The sequence below is a fragment of the Mesorhizobium sp. B2-1-1 genome (assembly GCF_006442975.2).
In the GTDB taxonomy this organism is placed as follows: domain Bacteria; phylum Pseudomonadota; class Alphaproteobacteria; order Rhizobiales; family Rhizobiaceae; genus Mesorhizobium.
Genome location: NZ_CP083954.1, coordinates 1,527,130 through 1,545,000, shown reverse-complemented (window position 1 = coordinate 1,545,000; position 17,871 = coordinate 1,527,130). Strand labels below are relative to the sequence as shown.

Genomic DNA, 17,871 nt, shown 5'->3' with positions numbered 1-17,871 from the left:
CCGGCGTGACCTCAAGCGTGCTGATGGGCGTGGCGCTGTTCGCCGCCCTCGACGGGCGCCAGCAACTGGCGACGCCACCCGAGATCGCCGAACTGATCGGCCTTGCCGGCAATGGCGATTCGGGCGAGATGGCCAAGACCACCAGGCTGGTGGCGCCGCGCCAGATCGCCAAGGCCAAGGACCGTCGACGCATGGAAGTGTCGATGGTTACCAAGGTCGGCGACCGCGATGTCATCCACACCATGCCTTTCGTGCAGATCAAGATGGCGCTGGCCGCCGGCCATACCACCAACCGGCCCTACCCGCCCTTCGATCCGATGCAGGTGTTCGGCGACGACGGTGACGACGCATCGGCGCAACCGGCGACGGCCGCCGCTACGCCGGGCCAGATCTACGGCACCAAGGTCGAAAGCGAAATGAGCCTGAAGACCGTCGACTTCCCCATTGAAACGGCTTCATTCGATGAAAAGAGCGACCTTTCCGCCGACGAGGTGGAAAAGGTAGTGCGCGAGGCCGGCACCGATCTCAGCGACGGCGCCGTCCAGGTCGCTTCGCTCCACTATGTCGACCCGCAGCGATTTGGCGAGGCCTTTGCCGAGAGCATGGCCGGCTCCTACGACGTCAGGATCGTGCCGGAGAACGTTTCGGTCGCGCCACGTGCCAACGCCGATGACCAGGCACCGGCCTTCGCCGAGGAAATCATCCCTTTCACCAAGGATCTCGCCATCACGGAAGCCTTCGCAGATTCGGGCTATACGGGCGAGGACGCCGCCGGCATGGCCGAGGCGATCACCAAGCTCTTGAACGCCCCGGCGCTCAAGGCTGGAACCGTGCTGCGTGTTGGTCTCGAGGTCCATGGCGACGCCGCCAAGGTCGTGCGCACCAGCGTCTACGATCGGACCCAGCATATCGTCACCATCGCGCTCGACGATCGCGGCCAGTATGTGCCGGCGCAGGAACCGGAGCCCAATCCGGAGTTGCTGACGGCGTTCGATGATTCGTCGGCGCCAGTGGTGGTGCGCGGCAACCTGCCCAACGTCTATGACGGCATCTACCGCGCCGCCTATTCCTACGGCATGTCCAAGGCCATGACGCAGCGGCTCATCAAGCTGTTGGCTTCCGATGTCGACTTCCAGTCCCGCCTCAATCCGGCCGACCGCCTCGAAGTGCTGTTCTCGCAGCCCGACGGCGACGACCAGACCTCGGACAATTCCGAACTGCTTTACGTCTCGGCGACCTTCGGCGGGCAGACGCGCAATTTCTACCGTTTTCAGATGCAGGACGGCAGCACGGATTATTTCGACGAGGACGGCTCGAGCGCCCAGCAGTTCCTGCTGCGCAATCCGTTGCCCGCCGGAAAGTTCCGCTCCGGCTTTGGCGCGCGCAGGCACCCGATCCTCGGCTATGTCCGCATGCATACCGGCGTCGACTGGGCAGCCCCCATCGGCACGCCGATCATCGCCGCCGGCAATGGCGTCATCGAGAAGGTCGGCTGGGCGGGCGGCTATGGCAAGCAGATCATCATTCGCCATGCCAACGGCTATGAGACCTCCTACAATCACCAGAGCGCTTTTGCCAAAGGCATCGAACCGGGCGTTCACGTCCGCCAAGGCCAGACCATCGGCTATCTCGGCCAGACCGGCCTCGCCACCGGCCCGCATCTTCACTACGAGCTGATCGTCAATGGCACCAAGGTCGATCCGATGCGCGTCCGCCTGCCGGTCGGCAAGGTGCTGAAGGGCGAGGACCTTGTCGCCTTCAAGCGTGAACGCGAGCGCATCGACGACCTGCTGAAGCAGGAAGACAGTGATTCGCTGAAGGTCGCGAGCGCCAAGATCGAAGGATAGTTCCTTCGATCCACCCGTCAGTCGCTAGGGTTTTCGGCGGGCCGGCGCCATGGCAATGATTCGCCTGAAATCGTCATCCAGGCGATGACAGCCGAAAGCAGGCAAAGCAGCGCCGTTACAAAGGAAACAGCCGAGAATGCGGCGTCGCTGGCGGCGAGCCGTGCGGCGTCGACAGCCGGGGCCAGTCCGGTCGTCGCCGGTTCACCGAACCCCGGCACGCCGGGCAAGGCGCTGCCATCCAGGGCCTTCGCGTAGACCCAGGCGGCAAGCGACCCCATAGCCGCAACCGCAATCAGGCCGCCTATGCGCGAGACGGCATTGTTGATACCGGAGGCCGCGCCCGTATCCTTGTCTTCCACCGCCGTCATGATCGCGGTCGACAGCGGCGACACCACCAGCGCCATGCCGAACCCCATCAGCGCCATCAGCGGAAATGTTCCGGTCCAGAAATTGTGGATACCGGCATGCGTCAACAAGCCAAGCCCGGCGAAGGCGAAGGCAACCACCAGACTGCCGCTGGCGATCGGAAAACGCGGTCCGATCCGGTCGGACCACTGGCCGACAGGCCCAGACAGCAGTGCGATCAATGCAGACAGCGGCAGGAAGATGAAGCCGACCTCGGCCGTGCTCAGCCCCCAGCCGGCGATCAAAAGCATGGGCAGGTAGAAAAGATTGGCCGACAGCGCGAAATAGAGGAAGAAGGTCGCGAGATTGGCGCCGGCGAAGGCGCCGATGCGAAACAGATTGAGATCGATCATCGGCTCGCGCTGCCGGCGCTCGTAGAAAATGAAGACGAAAAGCAGGACCACGCCGGCAACGATTGCCGAACCCGACATGAATCCGGCAGCCTCCGCGTTCATCGCCGTCAGCCCGTAGGCCAGCAACCCGAAGGCCAGTGTCGCCAGCGCTGCGCCGCCAAGATCGAGGCTGCGCTTTTCGGTCGGCCGATCCGCCGGGATCTTGGCGAGCAGCAGGTAGATCGAAACCAGCCCAAGCGGCAGGTTGATGGCAAATATCGCACGCCAGATTCCATTGCCGAGGGTCGACAGCACGAAACCGCCCAGCACCGGACCGAGTGCCGTGGTCAGCGCCGAAGCGGCGGCCCAGATGCCGATTGCGCGGCCGCGCTCCTTTTTCGGATAGGCCTTGGCGATGATGGCAAGGCTGCCCGGCACCATGATCGCCGCGCCGACGCCCTGGATTGCACGAAACGCGATCAGCACCGCCGGATTGGGCGCCAGCGCGCAGGCCAATGAAGCGGCGATGAACAGCGCGATGCCGGCGACGAAGGCGCGGCGCAGGCCGAAGCGGTCGCCCGCAGCACCGCCGGCAAGGATGAGCGCCGAAAGCGTCAGCGCGTAGGCATTGGATATCCACTGCGCTTGCGCCAGGCTGGCGCCGAGATCGACGCGGATTGCCGGCGTGGCGATGGCAAGGATCGAACCGTCGATGAAACCAAGCGCTGAAGCCAGGATCGCGGCGATCAGCACATAGCGCCGCTGCGACTGCGGGCAGAACGTACCGTTGGCGGTCGGCGGCGGGACGGCAGCGGCTTTGCTCGGTGAATGCATGCAACCTGCATAAACCCGCGGCGCGCCCGCAACAACCAGCCAGCGGTCCCGGTGGTTGAAACCAGCTGCGCAGCCACCTGGCCGCATTGGCAGGTGCCGGCCCACGCAGGTGCAAACAAGCGCCGGCATGCTAAGCTTTCACGCGGCATCGGACGGGAGCCGATCAGACAGGGGGAGAAAATCGATGAAGCGACCGCTCGAACCATCCCAGTCCGGGCTCCACCGCGTCGTCGGGCTGACCGACGGCGTCTTCGCCATCGCGCTGACCCTGATCGTTCTGGAGATTCGTGTACCGACGCACGAGGCGATCCATTCCGAAGGCGATCTCCTCGACGCCGTCCTGGCGTTGGCGCCGCGCTTCCTGACCTATGCGCTTTCCTTCCTGACGCTGACCATCTTCTGGTTCGGCCAGCAGGCGCAGCATGGGTTGATCACCAGATCCGACAGGCGGCTGGCAACGCTCAATTTGTGCTTTCTCGCCTTTATCGCCCTGCTGCCGTTCTCGACCGATCTTCTGGCCGACTTCCTCGAATTCAGAACCGCGGTCGCCGTCTACTGGCTCAATCTGCTGATGCTCGGCGTCACCCTGATCGCCAGCTGGCGCTATGCGGAGAAAAATGGCCTTCTGGCGGATGATGTCGACGTCGAAACGAAACGCACGGTCTACCTGCGCATCGTCAAGGCGCAGCTTCTGTGGGCGGTCGGCGCCCTGCTCTGTCTGGTCACCCCGCTGCTCAGCGTCGGCTTCATTCTCATGGTGCAACTGATTTATGCCGCGACACCGAGCGCGAAATGGTTGCGCAGGATAATCGGGTAGAGCAATTCCAGGAAAAACGTGGCGGTTTCCCGGGAAAAGCGCGCAGCGCTGGAGCGGCTCGGAAGTCCATCGAACACTGAACCGCTCTAACCAGCGACGAACGCCGCATCGTCTCAGTCGACGAATTCCACCGTCACGCCGGGCGAAACCAGCTTGGCCAGCTCGCGGGCATCCCAATTGGTTAGTCGCACGCAACCATGGCTCTCGGTCTTGCCGATCTTCGAGGGATCCGGCGTGCCATGGATGCCGTAGGTCGGCTTGTCCAACGCGATCCACACCGAGCCGACAGGGCCATTCGGGCCGGGCGGAATGGTCAGGACCTTATTGTTCTCGCCCTGTTTGAAATTGATGTTGGGGTTGTAAGTGTAGTTCGGATCGAGCGCGACACGGGACACGGCATGAATGCCGGACGGCGACGGCGTGTCGGACGAGCCGATGGTGGCGGGATAGGCCGCGACCAGCTTGCCCGCCGTATCATAGGCAAAGACCTCTTTCTTGCCCTTGTCGGCGACGATACGAGCCACCGGCGACGACACCAGTCTGCCGAAATTGGCAACCTTGATGATCGTTCCGGGACGGTTGAAATTGGCCTCCGGGTTGAGCGCCTTGAGATAGTTCTCGTCCATGTGGAAGCGCTCGGCAAGCGCTTCCGTGACCGACGTATAGCCCATGCGGTCGAGCTGCGCCTTCTGGCTGTAATCTTCCGGGATCGACGCAACATAGGGACCGGCCGCATCCTCCGGCGTGATCGTGTAGTTGGCCAAGGCATCGCCGCCCGATTGTGCAAGGGCCGCCTGGATGCCGACGGCGTCGGTCGATCGCAGATTGCTGCCGGTGATCTGGTTGTAGGCAGCCAGCGCCTTGTCGACATTCGAACCGAAGCGCCCGTCGATGACGCCAGGCGAAGCGCCGCCGCGATCAAGCAGCACCTGCAGAGCCGCGACATCCTGGCGTGCTCCGAGCGAAAGCGACGGGTCGACCACAGTCTTGCCGCCTGCTTTCGGCGGTAATCCCGCCTCCTCTGCGGGCGCCGGCTGCGCGGCGGGAGCCGTGGGCTCGACCGGCTCTATCGAGGCCTCGTTCAGCGGCTGGCGCTTGATGGAGGGCGGCGTTGCCGGCTGGGGCGCTTCCGGATAGTTGTCGTAGACGCCGTCGCCGCCGGGGGCCGGCGGGTAGGCCTCGACGGAATTGTCGCCATAGGGATCATATTCCTGGACGGGCGGCGCGATGACCCGGCCTTCGTCTTCCATCTGCCTGCGGCGGAAGCGTGCCATGTCTTCCGGATCGTCGAGATAGTAGCGGTCGTCGTCGGCGGGAACGCGGCCGAGTTCGCGCAGCCGTGTCTCGCGGCGCAGCGCGCGTCGGTCGAGCCTGGTCTGCGGCGGTTGGATGGCGATGACCTTGCCCGTGTCCGCATCGACGATGACGCGGTTGCCCCTGGCGTCGTAATAGATGTCGAGATTGCCGTCCTGGGCCAGCAGGATGCCGCCGTCAGCGGGGCGGACGACCCGCGGCGAAGCGTCCTCGGTCGGCGCGGCGAACGCGCTTGAAAACGCCAGTCCGGCCGCAAGTGCCGAAAGGGTGAAGATCGTCCGCAACATCGTGGGCAAACTCTCCGGTCCGTAATTGCCGTCGCCGGCGGCTTTCGCGCGTAGCGAGTCCTTCGCCAGCGAACCACCGCCCGACCATAAGGTTCCAATATGAACCGGGCATGAAGATGGCGGTTTTCCGGCGCCTCGACGAATATCAGCTAAATGCATATCATCCAAAAGCGGCCCGGTTTGGGGCGAAAGATATGCATAGAACAAAAAGCTAAAGCGCGTCGCCTGAATCCGTCGAGCGTGACGCGTTTTAGCCTCAGGCAAGTCCCAGTTCCTTTCGCGCCTGCTTCGTCAACTTCAGGGCGACAAGACGATGGCTCTCGCGCAGATAATCCTTCAGCGCGCCATCATCCATGCTCTGGCTTGTCTGGCGCTGGATCCATTTCATGCCGCGCGAGGCAAGGTAGGGTGCGGGCCGCAAGCCCGGCTGCTCCTTCAGCACATCATAGGCAATGTCGGAGCATTTGAAGGTAATGAAAGGGTCGCGGCCCTCGCTCCAGCCGCCGATGGCAAAGACCTTGGCGCCGACCTTCCAGACATGGGCGCCGCCCCACTGGACGACATGCGATGTGGCGGGCAGCGAGGCGCAGAAGCCGTTATAGTCGTCCAGCGTCATGCGTGCTCCTGCCGAAAGACGCGAAAAAGCCGCGCGCCCGTCCTGGGCGCGCGGCGTTCAATCAGGCTGCCGCTTCGGTCGCGACGACCGTCGGCTTCGAACGGAAATTCAGCCGGTCGGAGCCGGCGGTCACCTTGACGGTCGAGCCGTCGAGGATCTCGCCGAGCAGGATCTTCTCCGCCAGCGGATCCTGCAGGTCTTTCTGCATCACCCGCTTTAACGGCCGCGCGCCATAGGCGGGGTCGTAACCCTTGGATGCCAGCCAGTCGATCGCCTCCTGGTCCAGTGACAGCGTGATCTTGCGGTCGACCAGCAGGTTTTCCAGCCGCTTGAGCTGGATTTCGACGATGCGGCCCATATCCTGCCGGCGCAGCCGATGGAACAGGATCACCTCGTCGACGCGGTTGAGGAACTCCGGCCGGAACGACGCCTTGACGACGTTCATCACCTCGTCGCGAACCTGGTCGACATCCTGGTCCTCGCCGAGATTGACCAGGTATTCGGCGCCGAGGTTCGACGTCATGATGATCAGCGTGTTGCGGAAGTCGACCGTGCGGCCCTGCCCATCGGTGAGCCGGCCGTCGTCGAGCACCTGCAGGAGCACGTTGAACACGTCGGGATGCGCTTTCTCGATCTCGTCGAACAGCACGACCTGATAGGGCCGGCGCCGCACCGCTTCGGTTAGCGCGCCGCCTTCCTCATAACCGACATAGCCGGGAGGCGCGCCGATCAATCGGGCAACCGAATGCTTCTCCATGAACTCCGACATGTCGATGCGCACCATCGCGCTCTCGTCGTCGAACAGGAAGTTCGCCAGCGCCTTCGTCAGTTCGGTCTTGCCGACGCCGGTCGGGCCGAGGAACATGAACGAGCCGATCGGCCGGTTCGGATCCTGCAGGCCGGCGCGAGCGCGCCGCACTGCCTTGGAAACCGCTTGCACCGCCTCGCCCTGGCCGACGACGCGCTTGCCGATCTCGTCTTCCATGCGCAACAGCTTGTCGCGCTCGCCTTCCAGCATCTTGTCGACCGGAATTCCGGTCCAGCGCGAGACGATGTGGGCGACATGATCGGGCGTGACCACTTCCTCGACCATGCCAGCCTTGCCGTCCTGGGCCTCGGCTTCCTTCAGCTTCTTTTCCAGTTCCGGGATCTTGCCATAGGCAAGCTCGCCGGCGCGCTGGAACTCGCCCTTGCGCTGGGCGATGGCCAGTTCGTTGCGCGCCTCGTCAAGCTGCTTCTTGAGATCGGCGGCGAGCCCGAGCTTCTGCTTCTCGGCCTGCCATTTCGAGGTCATCTCGGTCGATTCCTCCTCAAGGCTGGCGAGGTCCTTCTCGAGCCGGGCAAGCCTGTCCTTCGAAGCCTCATCCTTCTCGACCTTCAGCGCTTCGCGCTCGATCTTGAGCTGCATGATGCGGCGGTCGATCTCGTCCAGCGCTTCGGGCTTGGAATCGACCTGCATGCGAAGCCTCGAAGCGGCTTCGTCGACGAGGTCGATCGCCTTGTCCGGCAGGAACCGGTCGGCGATGTAGCGGTTGGACAGCGTCGCCGCCGCGACCAGCGCCGAATCGGAAATGCGCACCTTGTGGTGCTGTTCGTATTTCTCCTTCAGGCCGCGCAGGATCGAGACCGTGTCCTCCACCGTCGGCTCCTCGACGAAGACCGGCTGGAAGCGGCGGGCGAGTGCGGCATCCTTCTCCACATGCTTGCGGTATTCGTCGAGCGTGGTGGCGCCGACGCAGTGCAGTTCGCCGCGCGCCAGCGCCGGCTTCAGAAGGTTGGACGCATCCATGGCGCCGTCCGCCTTGCCGGCGCCGACCAGGGTGTGCATCTCGTCGATGAACAGGATGATGCCACCAGCAGCGGCAGTGACCTCGGAAAGCACGGCCTTCAGCCGCTCCTCGAACTCACCGCGATATTTGGCGCCGGCGATCAGCGCGCCCATGTCGAGCGCCATCAGCTGCTTGTCCTTCAGCGATTCCGGCACGTCGCCATTGACGATGCGCAGCGCCAGGCCTTCGGCGATCGCCGTCTTGCCGACGCCCGGCTCGCCGATCAGCACCGGATTGTTCTTGGTGCGGCGCGACAGCACCTGGATGGTGCGGCGGATCTCGTCGTCGCGGCCGATGACCGGATCGAGCTTGCCGGCGCGGGCATCGGCGGTGAGATCGCGCGCGTATTTCTTCAGCGCGTCATAGCCCTGTTCGGCATTCGCCGAATCGGCGGTGCGGCCCTTGCGGACGTCGTTGATCACCTGGTTGAGCGCCTGCGCGGTGACGCCGGCCTTGGCCAGTATGTCTGATGTCTTGGCTGATTTCTCGACCGCCAGCGCCGTCAGTAGCCTTTCGACCGTGACGAAGCTGTCACCGGCCTTCTTGGCCAGTTCCTCGGCTGTCGAAAACACCTTGGCCAACGGCTGTGCCAGATAGAGCTGGCCGTTGCCGCCCTCCACCTTGGGCATCGCTTCGAGTGCCGTCTCGATGCCGAGCTTGACGTCGCGGACGCTGCCGCCGGCGCGCTCGATGAGCGACGCAGCCAGACCCTCGTCGTCATCGACGAGCACTTTCAGGATATGTTCGGGGGTGAATTGCTGGTGGTTGCGCGAGAGCGCCATGGTCTGCGCGGATTGGATGAAGCCGCGCACGCGCTCCGAGTATTTCTCGAGATTCATACCTGTCTCCTTCCATCACCGGCCCGCTTTGCGGCACCGGATCAGTTTGCGGTGACGGACCCGCCCGTGAGAGCCGGGTCCAGTTGAGGCTGATATGGTGCGCAACCCGCGAACCCTCAAGACATCTTGATGTCTGCGAAGGCATAATATTCGACGGCCGCGCAAACGAAAACGGCGGAGATTTCTCTCCGCCGTTCAATGTATCGAGGCGTCGCCGCTCAGTTGTCGATGTCGGCGATCGCGGGGTCGGCGTTGCCATTGTCGACCGGGGCCGCCGCCACCTCGCCAGCGTCGGCATTGTCGTTGCCGCTGGTGATCTGGTCGGCATTGCCGCGCGGGCGGCGCGGACGCCTCGGACGACGGCTGGGACTAGTCTCCGCGGCCGTCTCATTGAGTTCGGCCTGGGCAGCGAGCCCGGCCGGCGACAGGTTCTCGAACAGCGGCGCCGCCTGCTCGACCGGCGCGACGGATTCGGCTGGCGTGACGGCCTCGGCCTGTTCGGCCGTCTCGTTGCGCTGCTGCTGGGCACCCTGCTCGGCGGACGAACCATAATCGCCGCGCTGGCTGTTCTGGCCATAGCCGCCATTGGGGCGGCGGTCGCGATGGCGTCCGCCATTATTGTCGCGGCCGCCACTGTTGCGCCCGCCATTATTATCACGATCGCGGCCGTTTTCCCGGTTCAGCGCGACTTCGGCCGGCATGCCTTCGATAACCGGCTGCGGACCCGCGCCGTGATTGATCACCGGAACCGGCGCATCCGCAACGTTGTTGCCGGCGTTGCCGGCATTGTCGAACTCGTCGCGATCCTCATCGCCATCATCGTCGAATTCGTCGCGATTCTGCTGGACGTTCTGGATCGGCATCTGCGCCTGCGCGGCCGCAATGATGCGATTATAGTGCTCGGCGTGCTGGAGATAGTTCTCCGCCATCACCCGGTCGCCGGAGCTTTGCGCATCACGGGCAAGGGTGGCGTACTTTTCAGCGATCTGCTGAGCAGACCCACGGATCTTCACGTCCGGGCCGTTGCTCTCGTAGTTGCGCGTCAGGGGATTTGGCCCCTTGCGGTTGTTGTTATTGTTGTTGTTGCCGCCGCCGCCATTGTTGTTGCGACCGCGCATGCGCCTGTTCTGCTGTTGTGGCCTCATTCGACTCTCTTCATATTGAAATTTTCGAAAACTCTTCACGAACGGTGGCGCTCATGCAGCCAGCCGTTTCGTTTCTTCACCGGCGTTCGCCCGCATCAATTGCGTTGGCGCCACGTGCCATCCTGTTCCGGTTACATCACTTGCCGGACGATTCCCGCACGAAGCTTGGGCGTCGTTTGCGCAAGAAGGCAGCTATTTCCAAGGAAAACCGAATCGCTAAGAGCACTGCCTGCTTCGTCTCATCCGGTTAACGCGACCCTAGCCGCATTCCCCGGCATTGCCAAGCGGTTTTTTTCGCACTGCGTCAAGGCTTTCCCCGTTGAAAGACAAGAACCCTGTCGTTTCCGCCGAGGTCGCCGAACGCACCAGCGACCGCATAGCCGGACGAGCAAAATATAGCGGTGACCTCGATGTGCTGTGTGTAGCCGATCTCGACCGCAATCCTGCTTCCGGCTTCTAGAAACTTAGCCGCCTCAGCGGCGATGACCCTGTAAGGGGCCAGCCCATCCGCGCCGCCATCCAGGGCCAGGCGTGGGTCGAAATCGCGGACTTCATCCTGCAGATTTCCGATGTCCTCCGATCGTATATAGGGAGGGTTTGCGACAATTACATGGTATCGACCAGAAACTTTTTCAAACCAGTCGGACAGCAGCGCCGTGAACCGGTCGCCAAGACCCAATTGCGCGGCATTGCGCGTTGCCGTCCTCAACGCCCCTTCCGAGAGGTCGACCCCGGTGGCAATCGCTGCCGGCACGGCGCTGAGCAGCGCCAGCGCGATGGCTCCGCTGCCGGTTCCCAGATCGAGGATGCGGCACTCGCCCTCGCGCATGACGGTTGCCCTGACAAAGGGCAGTATGGCCTCGACCAGCGTTTCGGTGTCGGGCCGCGGCTCGAGCGTTTCCGGCGACAGCGACAGCCGCAACCCGTAGAACTCCCGATAGCCCAGGATGCGGTGCACGGGCTCGCCGCCCGCGCGGCGCCTCAAGGCGCGGTCGATCTGGACAAGAGCGGCGGCATCGACCGCATGTTCGGGATCGGCAATGGCCTGCGTGCGGGTCGTACCTGAAAAGTGCTCCACGATCAGTCTTGCATCGAGCGCGGGATCATCGACCGCGGCCAAGCGCGCTCGCGCTGCCCGCAGCAGCGGCCCCAGCGCCTGGGGCAAAGGATCAGCCATCAAGACCGATATCGGCGAGCAGCTTCGACTGGTGATCGGCGATCAGAGCGTCGATGACTTCGTCGAGTTCGCCCATCATCACCCGGTCGAGCTTGTAGAGCGTCAGGTTGATGCGATGATCGGTGACGCGGCCTTGCGGAAAATTGTAGGTGCGGATGCGTTCCGAGCGGTCGCCGGAGCCGACCTGCGACTTGCGCGATTCCGAGCGCTCCTCATCGGCCTTGCTGCGTTCCAGGTCGTAGAGCCGGGCCCGCAGGATCTGCATGGCCTTGGCCCGGTTCTGGTGCTGCGATTTCTCCGCCTGCACCACCATGATGCCGGTCGGCAAATGGGTGATGCGCACTGCCGAATCGGTGGTGTTGACGTGCTGGCCGCCCGAGCCCGACGCGCGCATCGTGTCGATGCGGATGTCTTCGGCCCGGATGTCGATGTCGACTTCCTCCGCCTCCGGCAGCACGGCTACCGTCGCCGCCGAGGTGTGAATGCGTCCGCTGGCCTCGGTCGCGGGCACGCGCTGCACCCGGTGGACGCCGGACTCGAATTTCAGATGCGCGAAAACCCCCTTGCCGGAAACCGTGGCGATGATTTCCTTATAGCCGCCGGCATCGCCCTCGCTGGCCGATACCGTCTCGAACCGCCAGCCACGCGAAGCGGCATAGCGCTCATACATGCGAAACAGGTCGCCGGCGAACAATGCTGCCTCGTCGCCGCCGGTGCCGGCGCGGATTTCCAGGATGGCGTTCTTGTCATCGGCCGCATCCCTGGGCAAGAGCAGGATCTGGATGTCCTTCTGCAACGCTTCGATGCGCTCATCGACCTCTGGCAGGTCGGCCTCGGCGAGAGCCCGCATCTCGGCATCGGTGCCCTTGTCGGCGAGCATCGCCTCGAGATCGGCCTGCTCCTGCTCGGCCGAGCGCAAGGCTCTGACCTTGGCAACCATCTCCTGGAGCTCGGCATATTCCGATGCCATCTTAACATAGGCATCCGGCGCCGGGCCGGCCGACATCTGCGCTTCGAGCATTTCGAAACGCTTGACGACTTGATCCATGCGGTCGCGGGGAAGGGAGATCATTGCAAAGGTGCTATAACGGAATTGAGCGGTCGTCGGCGAAGGCCTGCAGCAGCGCCCGCATCGGCAGCCCCTGGGCCGGCGCCATCAGATTGTCGTCGAAGAACGCTTTCAACGCCTCCAGCGGCAATTCGGTCAGCATCGCCTTGACCGGACCGATCGAAGCGGGCGACATCGAGATAGAACGGAAACCGAGGCCGACCAGCGCCATTGCCGAGATCGGCTTGCCGGCGAGTTCGCCGCAGAGTGTGACGGGCGTGTGGTTGCGGGCGCCGGCATCGGCGATGGTCTTGAGCACCCGCAGGAACGGCGTCGACAACGTGTCGAAGCGATCGGAAAGCTGCGTGTTGCCGCGGTCGACCGCCATCACGAACTGGAACAGGTCGTTCGAGCCGACCGAGACGAAGTCGACCGCCTTCATCAACTCGTCAAGCTGGAACAGGAGGGACGGCACCTCCAACATTGCCCCGAGCTTGAGGCTGGTCGGCAAATGATGGGCAAAGCGCGACAGATGCCGCACCTCGCGGTCGATGATTTCGCGCGCCTGGGCGATCTCGCCGAGCTCGGTGACCATCGGCAGCATCAGCTTGAGCTCCCGCCCGCCGCAGGCTTTCAGCAGGGCGCGGATCTGGGTGCGCAGCAATCCCGGACGGTCCAGCGTCAGGCGGATCGCCCGCCAGCCGAGCGCCGGGTTCTCTTCCTGGATGGCGCCTTTGAAATAGGGCAGCACCTTGTCGCCGCCGATGTCGATGGTGCGGAAGGTCACCGGCTTGCCGCGCGCGGCATCGAGCACGTCGCGGTAGAGCCGCTCCTGCGCCTCGGCACGGGGAAAGGTCGAGGCGACCATGAACTGCAATTCGGTGCGGAACAGGCCGATCCCGGCGGCACCCGACTCGGCCAGTTGCGGCAGGTCGACGGCAAGCCCGGCATTCATCAAAAGGTCGACCGCAACGCCATCCTTGGTCACCGACGGCTTCTTGCGCAGTTCGCGGTAGACTTCCTGCCGGCGCGCCCGGAACCGCACCTTTTCGGCATAGGCGGCTTCGAGATCCGACTGCGGACGAAGATGGATCGCGCCTTCCTCGCCGTCGACGATGATGGCATCGCCGTTTTCCGCCATGGAAACGGCGCCCTTCATCTGCCCGGCGACGGGAATGCCCATGGCGCGCGCGACGATGACGACGTGGCTGGTGGCCGCGCCATCCTCGAGCACCAGCCCGCGCAATTTGTCCCGGGGATAGTCGAGCAGTTCGGCGGCGCCCATCGAGCGGGCGACGATGATGGCATCCTTCGGCAGCGAGGCCGCGACATCGTCAGGCCCGCGTCCCATCAGCTGGCGCAGAAGCCGGTTGGCGAGGTCGTCGAAATCGCTCATCCGCTCGCGCAGATAAGGATCGGTCATGTGCAGCATGCGCGCGCGCATGTCGCTCTGCACCTTTTCGACCGCAGCTTCCGCCGTCAGGCCGTTGCGGATCGCCTCTTCCAGCCGCCGGACCCAGCCGCGGTCGTTGGCGAACATGCGGTAGGCTTCCAGCACCTGGCGATGCTCGCCCTCGAAGGCGACGTCGCGGCGCTCGAGCATGTCGTCGATGGAAAGCCTGAGCGAGCCGAGCGATGCCTCGAGCCGGCGGACTTCCTCTTCGCTGTCCTCGTTGAACAGGTTGGTGACGACGATCCGCGGTTCGTGCAGCACGACATGACCGAGCCCGACGCCCTCGTTGAACGACAGGCCGGTGAAGCTGACCGGGCGGCGCAGGTCGAGCTCGAGGCCGGGCCGCGTCAGCCGCGCCAGATCGCCGGTGGCGATCATCTCGGCGATAACCATGGCGGTGGTTTCCAGCGCCTCGACCTCGTCGTCGCGATAGTGGCGCATGGTCTTGTTCTGCACCACCAGCACGCCCAGCGTGCGCCCTGCCCTGAGCACCGGCACGCCGAGGAAGGAATTGTAGATCTCTTCCCCGGTTTCCGGCAGGTAGGCGAAAGCCGGATGTTCCTGCGCATTGGATAGATTGAGCGGCCGCGCGCTGGCGGCGATCGTGCCGACCAGGCCTTGCCCCAGCCTGAGCTGCGCCAGGTGCACCGCGTTGGGGTTCAGGCCTTCGGTGGCGTAGAGTTCGAGCACGGAATCGGCGCGCAGCACATAGAGCGAGCACACTTCGGCGACCATGTTGGAGGCGATGTCGCGCACGATGCGATCGAGCCGCTCCTGCGGCTCCAGCGGCTCCTGCATGAGCTCGCGGAGCCGTTTCAGCAGAACGCGCGGGCCACTGGCCGGGTCACGCATCGCGGCTTCTTCTCCAATAGGCTTCCTGCCGGCGCAGTTTCGGCCGCCGCCGGCACGCACGCAACAACTGATTCAGTCTGCTACTGCTTATCCAGACCGTAGACGGAATGCAAAGTGCGAACCGCGAGTTCCGTGTACGGACCGTCGATCAGTATCGAAATCTTGATCTCGGAGGTGGTGATGGCGCGGATGTTGATTGCCTTCTCGGCCAGCGCCTTGAAGGCGGTGGCGGCAACGCCGGCATGGCTTCTCATGCCGATGCCGATGACCGAGACCTTCGACATGCCGGCTTCCGACTGCACGACGTCGTAGCCGACATCGGCCTTCAGCCGGTCGAGCACGGCCAGCGCTTTGTCCACGTCTCCGGAGGGCACCGTGAAGGTCATGTCGGTAAGCTTGCCGTCCTCGGAAATGTTCTGGACGATCATGTCTACGTTGATGTTGGCCTCGGCCAGCGGCCCGAAAATGCCGGCGGCGACGCCCGGCCGGTCGCCGACACGCCGCAGCGAAATCTGCGCCTCGTCCTTGGCATAGGCAATTCCGGTGACGACCTGCTGTTCCACGATCTCTTCCTCGTCGCAAATAAGCGTTCCGGGCGGATTGAGCAAATCCCCCATTCCGGGCGCGTCGGGATCGTCGAAGGACGACCGCACGAAGGTACGCACCCTGTGCACCATGGCAAGCTCGACCGATCGCACCTGCAGAACCTTGGCGCCGAGCGAGGCCATTTCAAGCATTTCCTCGAACGATATCTTGGCCAGCCGCCGCGCCTTGGGCTCGATGCGCGGATCGGTGGTGTAGACGCCGTCGACGTCGGTATAGATGTCGCAGCGGTCGGCTTTGACGGCGGCCGCGATCGCCACCGCGCTGGTGTCGGAGCCGCCACGACCAAGCGTTGCGATGCGGTTGTCCGGTCCGATGCCCTGGAAACCTGCGATGACGGCCACCTGGCCCTCGCCGAAGCGCTTGATCAGGAAAGCGCCGTCGATATCGAGGATGCGTGCCGCGCCATGCGCGTTGTCGGTCTTGATCGGGATCTGCCAGCCCTGCCAGGAGCGGGCGTGCACGCCCATGTTCTGCAAGGTGATCGCCAGGAGGCCTGCCGTCACCTGCTCGCCGGACGCAACCACGGCATCATATTCGCGCGCGTCGTGCATCGGCGAGGCCTCGCGCGTCCAGCCGACCAGTTCGTTGGTCTTGCCGGCCATCGCCGAGACCACCACCGCCACCTCGTGGCCGGCATCGACCTCCCGTTTGACGTGACGCGCCACATTGCGGATGCGGGCGATGTCGGCGACGGAGGTTCCGCCGAATTTCATCACGATGCGCGCCATGGAAGCGAAATGCCTTTGACTGAAGCCGGCTCTGCGCCGAAAAACCGAGGAAAGCGCCCGGCTGGCGCCGGCCGCTGAATGCGCGGCCTCCTTAGCCAAAACATCCAGGCTTCGCAAGCGACGGCTCATAAGAAGAGCGCCGCGCGGGCTGAACGGTAACTTCATTTTGCGCAGGGCCCAACCGGCAAGGCTCACACGGCGACGGGCGTCAGCCCAGGCGCACGATGCTTTTCCACAAATGTGGATAGTCGAGCACGAAGCCGAGTGGAGAGACCTCCAGAACCGCCTCATAGCCGAATGCCGGCGCGGCATAGGCGTAGCGGGCCGCGTCGAGGCGCCGATAGGTCTGCTCGAGCCGCATCATTCTGAGCTCGGGAAAGGCCAGATAGGCGGCCGGCGCGGGCGTCGCTTCGCCGACGGCGAGCGCGAACCGGCGGATCGCCAGGAGGTTCGAAGCCGGCGTGAAGCCGAGATCGACGTCTATCAGGCCGGCCACCTCCGGCTGCGGCTCGCCATTCAGCGCCCAGGAGCCGTCGGCGCGGCGTTCGATCCCCAGGGAAAGCTCTTGCGGGCCGAGAAAGCCCTCGACCCGTGCCGAGCGCGTGTGCCAGCCGGCATCGCAATCCACCTCGTAGGCGATGCAACACGGCCTGTCGTCTTGCAGGAAGATGGCCTGCCCCTTCAGGCCGTGCCCACTGGGCCGCTGCGAGAGCATGCAGGAATCGTGACCTTCAAAGTCGAGCCTGCGCCAAAGGATCGATGCGGTCTGAGCCACGGCCATCTCCTTTTTTCAACACGATCTTCCCTTTTTCGCACACCGCCGCGATTTTGTTTCGGCCGAGATGCCCTGAGCTGACACGTCCTGACAGAGCGCCGCCGGCAATACAGGGCGCTTGTCGGCGGTGCCGGCCTCGCACTGTCAGCAGGCGAAAATGCAGCCTTGACTTTCCCTCCCCCACGCCCGACTTGCTAGCGTCCGAGGAGACCAATCGATGCCAGAGCCCCGACGATCGACGATCGATGCCGGAGAAGTGGAGCGCTTTTCCGCCCTTGCCGCCGAATGGTGGAACCCAAACGGCAAGTTCCGGCCGCTGCACAAGTTCAACCCCATCCGGCTTGCCTACATACGCGACCAGGTGGCAACGCGCTTCGGCCGCGATCCGCGCGCGGCACGGCCATTCGAGGGCCTGCGCTTTCTCGACATCGGTTGCGGCGGCGGCCTGCTGTGCGAGCCGATGGCGCGGCTTGGCGCCGAAGTGGTCGGCGCCGATGCTTCCGCCACTAATATCGAAGTGGCCAAATTGCACGCCGCCGAAGTCGGCGTGCCGATCGACTACCGCGCCACCACGGCCGAGGACCTGGCCGACGCCGGCGAAAAATTCGACGTTATCCTCAATATGGAAGTGGTCGAGCATGTCGCCGACATCGACCTGTTCGTCGCCAAATGCGGCGAGATGGTCAAGCCCGGCGGCATCATGTTCGTGGCCACGATCAACCGCACGCTGAAGGCGCTAGGGCTGGCCATCATCGGCGCCGAATATGTGCTGCGCTGGCTGCCGCGCGGCACTCATCAGTTCGGCAAGCTGGTGCGCCCGGAAGAGCTGGAAAAGGCGCTCGGCGGCGCCGGCCTGACCGTCATCGACCGCACCGGCGTCGTCTACCACCCGCTCGCCGACCGCTGGCAGCGGTCGAAAGACATGGACGTCAACTATATGGTGCTGGCGGAAAAGGGCACGGTCTGA

The 17,871-nt window shown here is 64.2% G+C and carries 13 protein-coding genes (1 of these 13 only partly in view); 3 read left to right on the top strand and 10 right to left on the bottom strand.

Translation table 11 applies throughout. The features are described from left to right. Positions 1-1,847 carry the 3' portion of a M23 family metallopeptidase gene (locus tag FJ972_RS07530; protein WP_181165386.1) on the top strand. It extends 124 nt beyond the left edge of the window, so the window shows 1,847 of its 1,971 coding nt (coding positions 125-1,971); its start codon lies off the left edge, out of view; it ends in the stop codon at positions 1,845-1,847. A 17-nt stretch (positions 1,848-1,864) separates the two neighbouring features. On the opposite strand, the gene FJ972_RS07525 is transcribed toward FJ972_RS07530, so the two are convergent. Beyond that, a complete protein-coding gene (locus FJ972_RS07525) occupies positions 1,865-3,418 on the bottom strand; it encodes an MFS transporter (protein ID WP_140525459.1) in 1,554 nt (517 codons plus the stop codon). Positions 3,419-3,602: 184 nt separating this feature from the next. Here FJ972_RS07525 and FJ972_RS07520 point away from each other — a divergent pair, with 184 nt between their 5' ends. Beyond that, positions 3,603-4,235 (top strand): TMEM175 family protein, encoded by a 633-nt coding sequence (locus FJ972_RS07520; RefSeq protein WP_140513832.1) that lies wholly within the window; start codon positions 3,603-3,605, stop codon positions 4,233-4,235. Between the two features lie 113 nt (positions 4,236-4,348). Here the strand turns inward: FJ972_RS07520 and FJ972_RS07515 are convergent, their stop codons facing one another. The 9 genes from FJ972_RS07515 to FJ972_RS07475 form a co-directional block, all read right to left on the bottom strand. Beyond that, a complete protein-coding gene (locus FJ972_RS07515) occupies positions 4,349-5,836 on the bottom strand; it encodes a L,D-transpeptidase family protein (protein ID WP_140525458.1) in 1,488 nt (495 codons plus the stop codon). Between the two features lie 256 nt (positions 5,837-6,092). Continuing rightward, positions 6,093-6,452, bottom strand: coding sequence for an MmcQ/YjbR family DNA-binding protein (locus FJ972_RS07510; RefSeq protein ID WP_140500941.1), 360 nt, complete (start codon positions 6,450-6,452; stop codon positions 6,093-6,095). A 61-nt stretch (positions 6,453-6,513) separates the two neighbouring features. Beyond that, a complete protein-coding gene (clpB, locus tag FJ972_RS07505) occupies positions 6,514-9,120 on the bottom strand; it encodes an ATP-dependent chaperone ClpB (RefSeq protein WP_140500939.1) in 2,607 nt (868 codons plus the stop codon). 218 nt (positions 9,121-9,338) lie between these two features. Continuing rightward, positions 9,339-10,265, bottom strand: a complete 927-nt coding sequence (locus tag FJ972_RS07500) for a DUF4167 domain-containing protein (protein WP_140525457.1) — start codon at positions 10,263-10,265, stop codon at positions 9,339-9,341. 304 nt (positions 10,266-10,569) lie between these two features. Beyond that, positions 10,570-11,442 (bottom strand): peptide chain release factor N(5)-glutamine methyltransferase, encoded by an 873-nt coding sequence (prmC, locus tag FJ972_RS07495; protein WP_140525456.1) that lies wholly within the window; start codon positions 11,440-11,442, stop codon positions 10,570-10,572. Further along, on the bottom strand, positions 11,435-12,514 hold the full coding sequence (gene prfA, locus FJ972_RS07490) for a peptide chain release factor 1 (protein WP_140500926.1): 1,080 nt from the start codon (positions 12,512-12,514) through the stop codon (positions 11,435-11,437). Before prfA ends, prmC begins: the two co-directional genes overlap by 8 nt. A gap of 10 nt (positions 12,515-12,524) precedes the next feature. Continuing rightward, the gene (gene ptsP, locus FJ972_RS07485) at positions 12,525-14,795 is read right to left on the bottom strand and encodes a phosphoenolpyruvate--protein phosphotransferase (protein ID WP_140525455.1); all 2,271 of its coding nucleotides are present in this window, start codon (positions 14,793-14,795) and stop codon (positions 12,525-12,527) included. A gap of 80 nt (positions 14,796-14,875) precedes the next feature. Then, positions 14,876-16,129, bottom strand: coding sequence for an aspartate kinase (locus FJ972_RS07480; protein ID WP_140525454.1), 1,254 nt, complete (start codon positions 16,127-16,129; stop codon positions 14,876-14,878). Between the two features lie 208 nt (positions 16,130-16,337). Continuing rightward, positions 16,338-16,910 carry a putative glycolipid-binding domain-containing protein gene (locus FJ972_RS07475; RefSeq protein WP_140513839.1) on the bottom strand — a complete coding sequence of 191 codons (573 nt, stop codon included), beginning with the start codon at positions 16,908-16,910 and terminating at the stop codon, positions 16,338-16,340. A 211-nt stretch (positions 16,911-17,121) separates the two neighbouring features. Between FJ972_RS07475 and ubiG the strand changes: the two genes are divergently transcribed. Next, on the top strand, positions 17,122-17,871 hold the full coding sequence (ubiG, locus tag FJ972_RS07470) for a bifunctional 2-polyprenyl-6-hydroxyphenol methylase/3-demethylubiquinol 3-O-methyltransferase UbiG (protein ID WP_140500923.1): 750 nt from the start codon (positions 17,122-17,124) through the stop codon (positions 17,869-17,871).

Bases quoted from the DNA above. Each gene is read 5' to 3' on its own strand.
- FJ972_RS07525 (WP_140525459.1), bottom strand. From the start codon at position 3,418: ATGCATTCACCGAGCAAAGCCGCTGCCGTCCCGCCGCCGACCGCCAAC.
- FJ972_RS07520 (WP_140513832.1), top strand. From the start codon at position 3,603: ATGAAGCGACCGCTCGAACCATCCCAGTCCGGGCTCCACCGCGTCGTC.
- FJ972_RS07515 (WP_140525458.1), bottom strand. From the start codon at position 5,836: ATGTTGCGGACGATCTTCACCCTTTCGGCACTTGCGGCCGGACTGGCG.
- FJ972_RS07510 (WP_140500941.1), bottom strand. From the start codon at position 6,452: ATGACGCTGGACGACTATAACGGCTTCTGCGCCTCGCTGCCCGCCACA.
- clpB (WP_140500939.1), bottom strand. From the start codon at position 9,120: ATGAATCTCGAGAAATACTCGGAGCGCGTGCGCGGCTTCATCCAATCC.
- FJ972_RS07500 (WP_140525457.1), bottom strand. From the start codon at position 10,265: ATGAGGCCACAACAGCAGAACAGGCGCATGCGCGGTCGCAACAACAAT.
- prmC (WP_140525456.1), bottom strand. From the start codon at position 11,442: ATGGCTGATCCTTTGCCCCAGGCGCTGGGGCCGCTGCTGCGGGCAGCG.
- prfA (WP_140500926.1), bottom strand. From the start codon at position 12,514: ATGATCTCCCTTCCCCGCGACCGCATGGATCAAGTCGTCAAGCGTTTC.
- ptsP (WP_140525455.1), bottom strand. From the start codon at position 14,795: ATGCGTGACCCGGCCAGTGGCCCGCGCGTTCTGCTGAAACGGCTCCGC.
- FJ972_RS07480 (WP_140525454.1), bottom strand. From the start codon at position 16,129: ATGGCGCGCATCGTGATGAAATTCGGCGGAACCTCCGTCGCCGACATC.
- FJ972_RS07475 (WP_140513839.1), bottom strand. From the start codon at position 16,910: ATGGCCGTGGCTCAGACCGCATCGATCCTTTGGCGCAGGCTCGACTTT.
- ubiG (WP_140500923.1), top strand. From the start codon at position 17,122: ATGCCAGAGCCCCGACGATCGACGATCGATGCCGGAGAAGTGGAGCGC.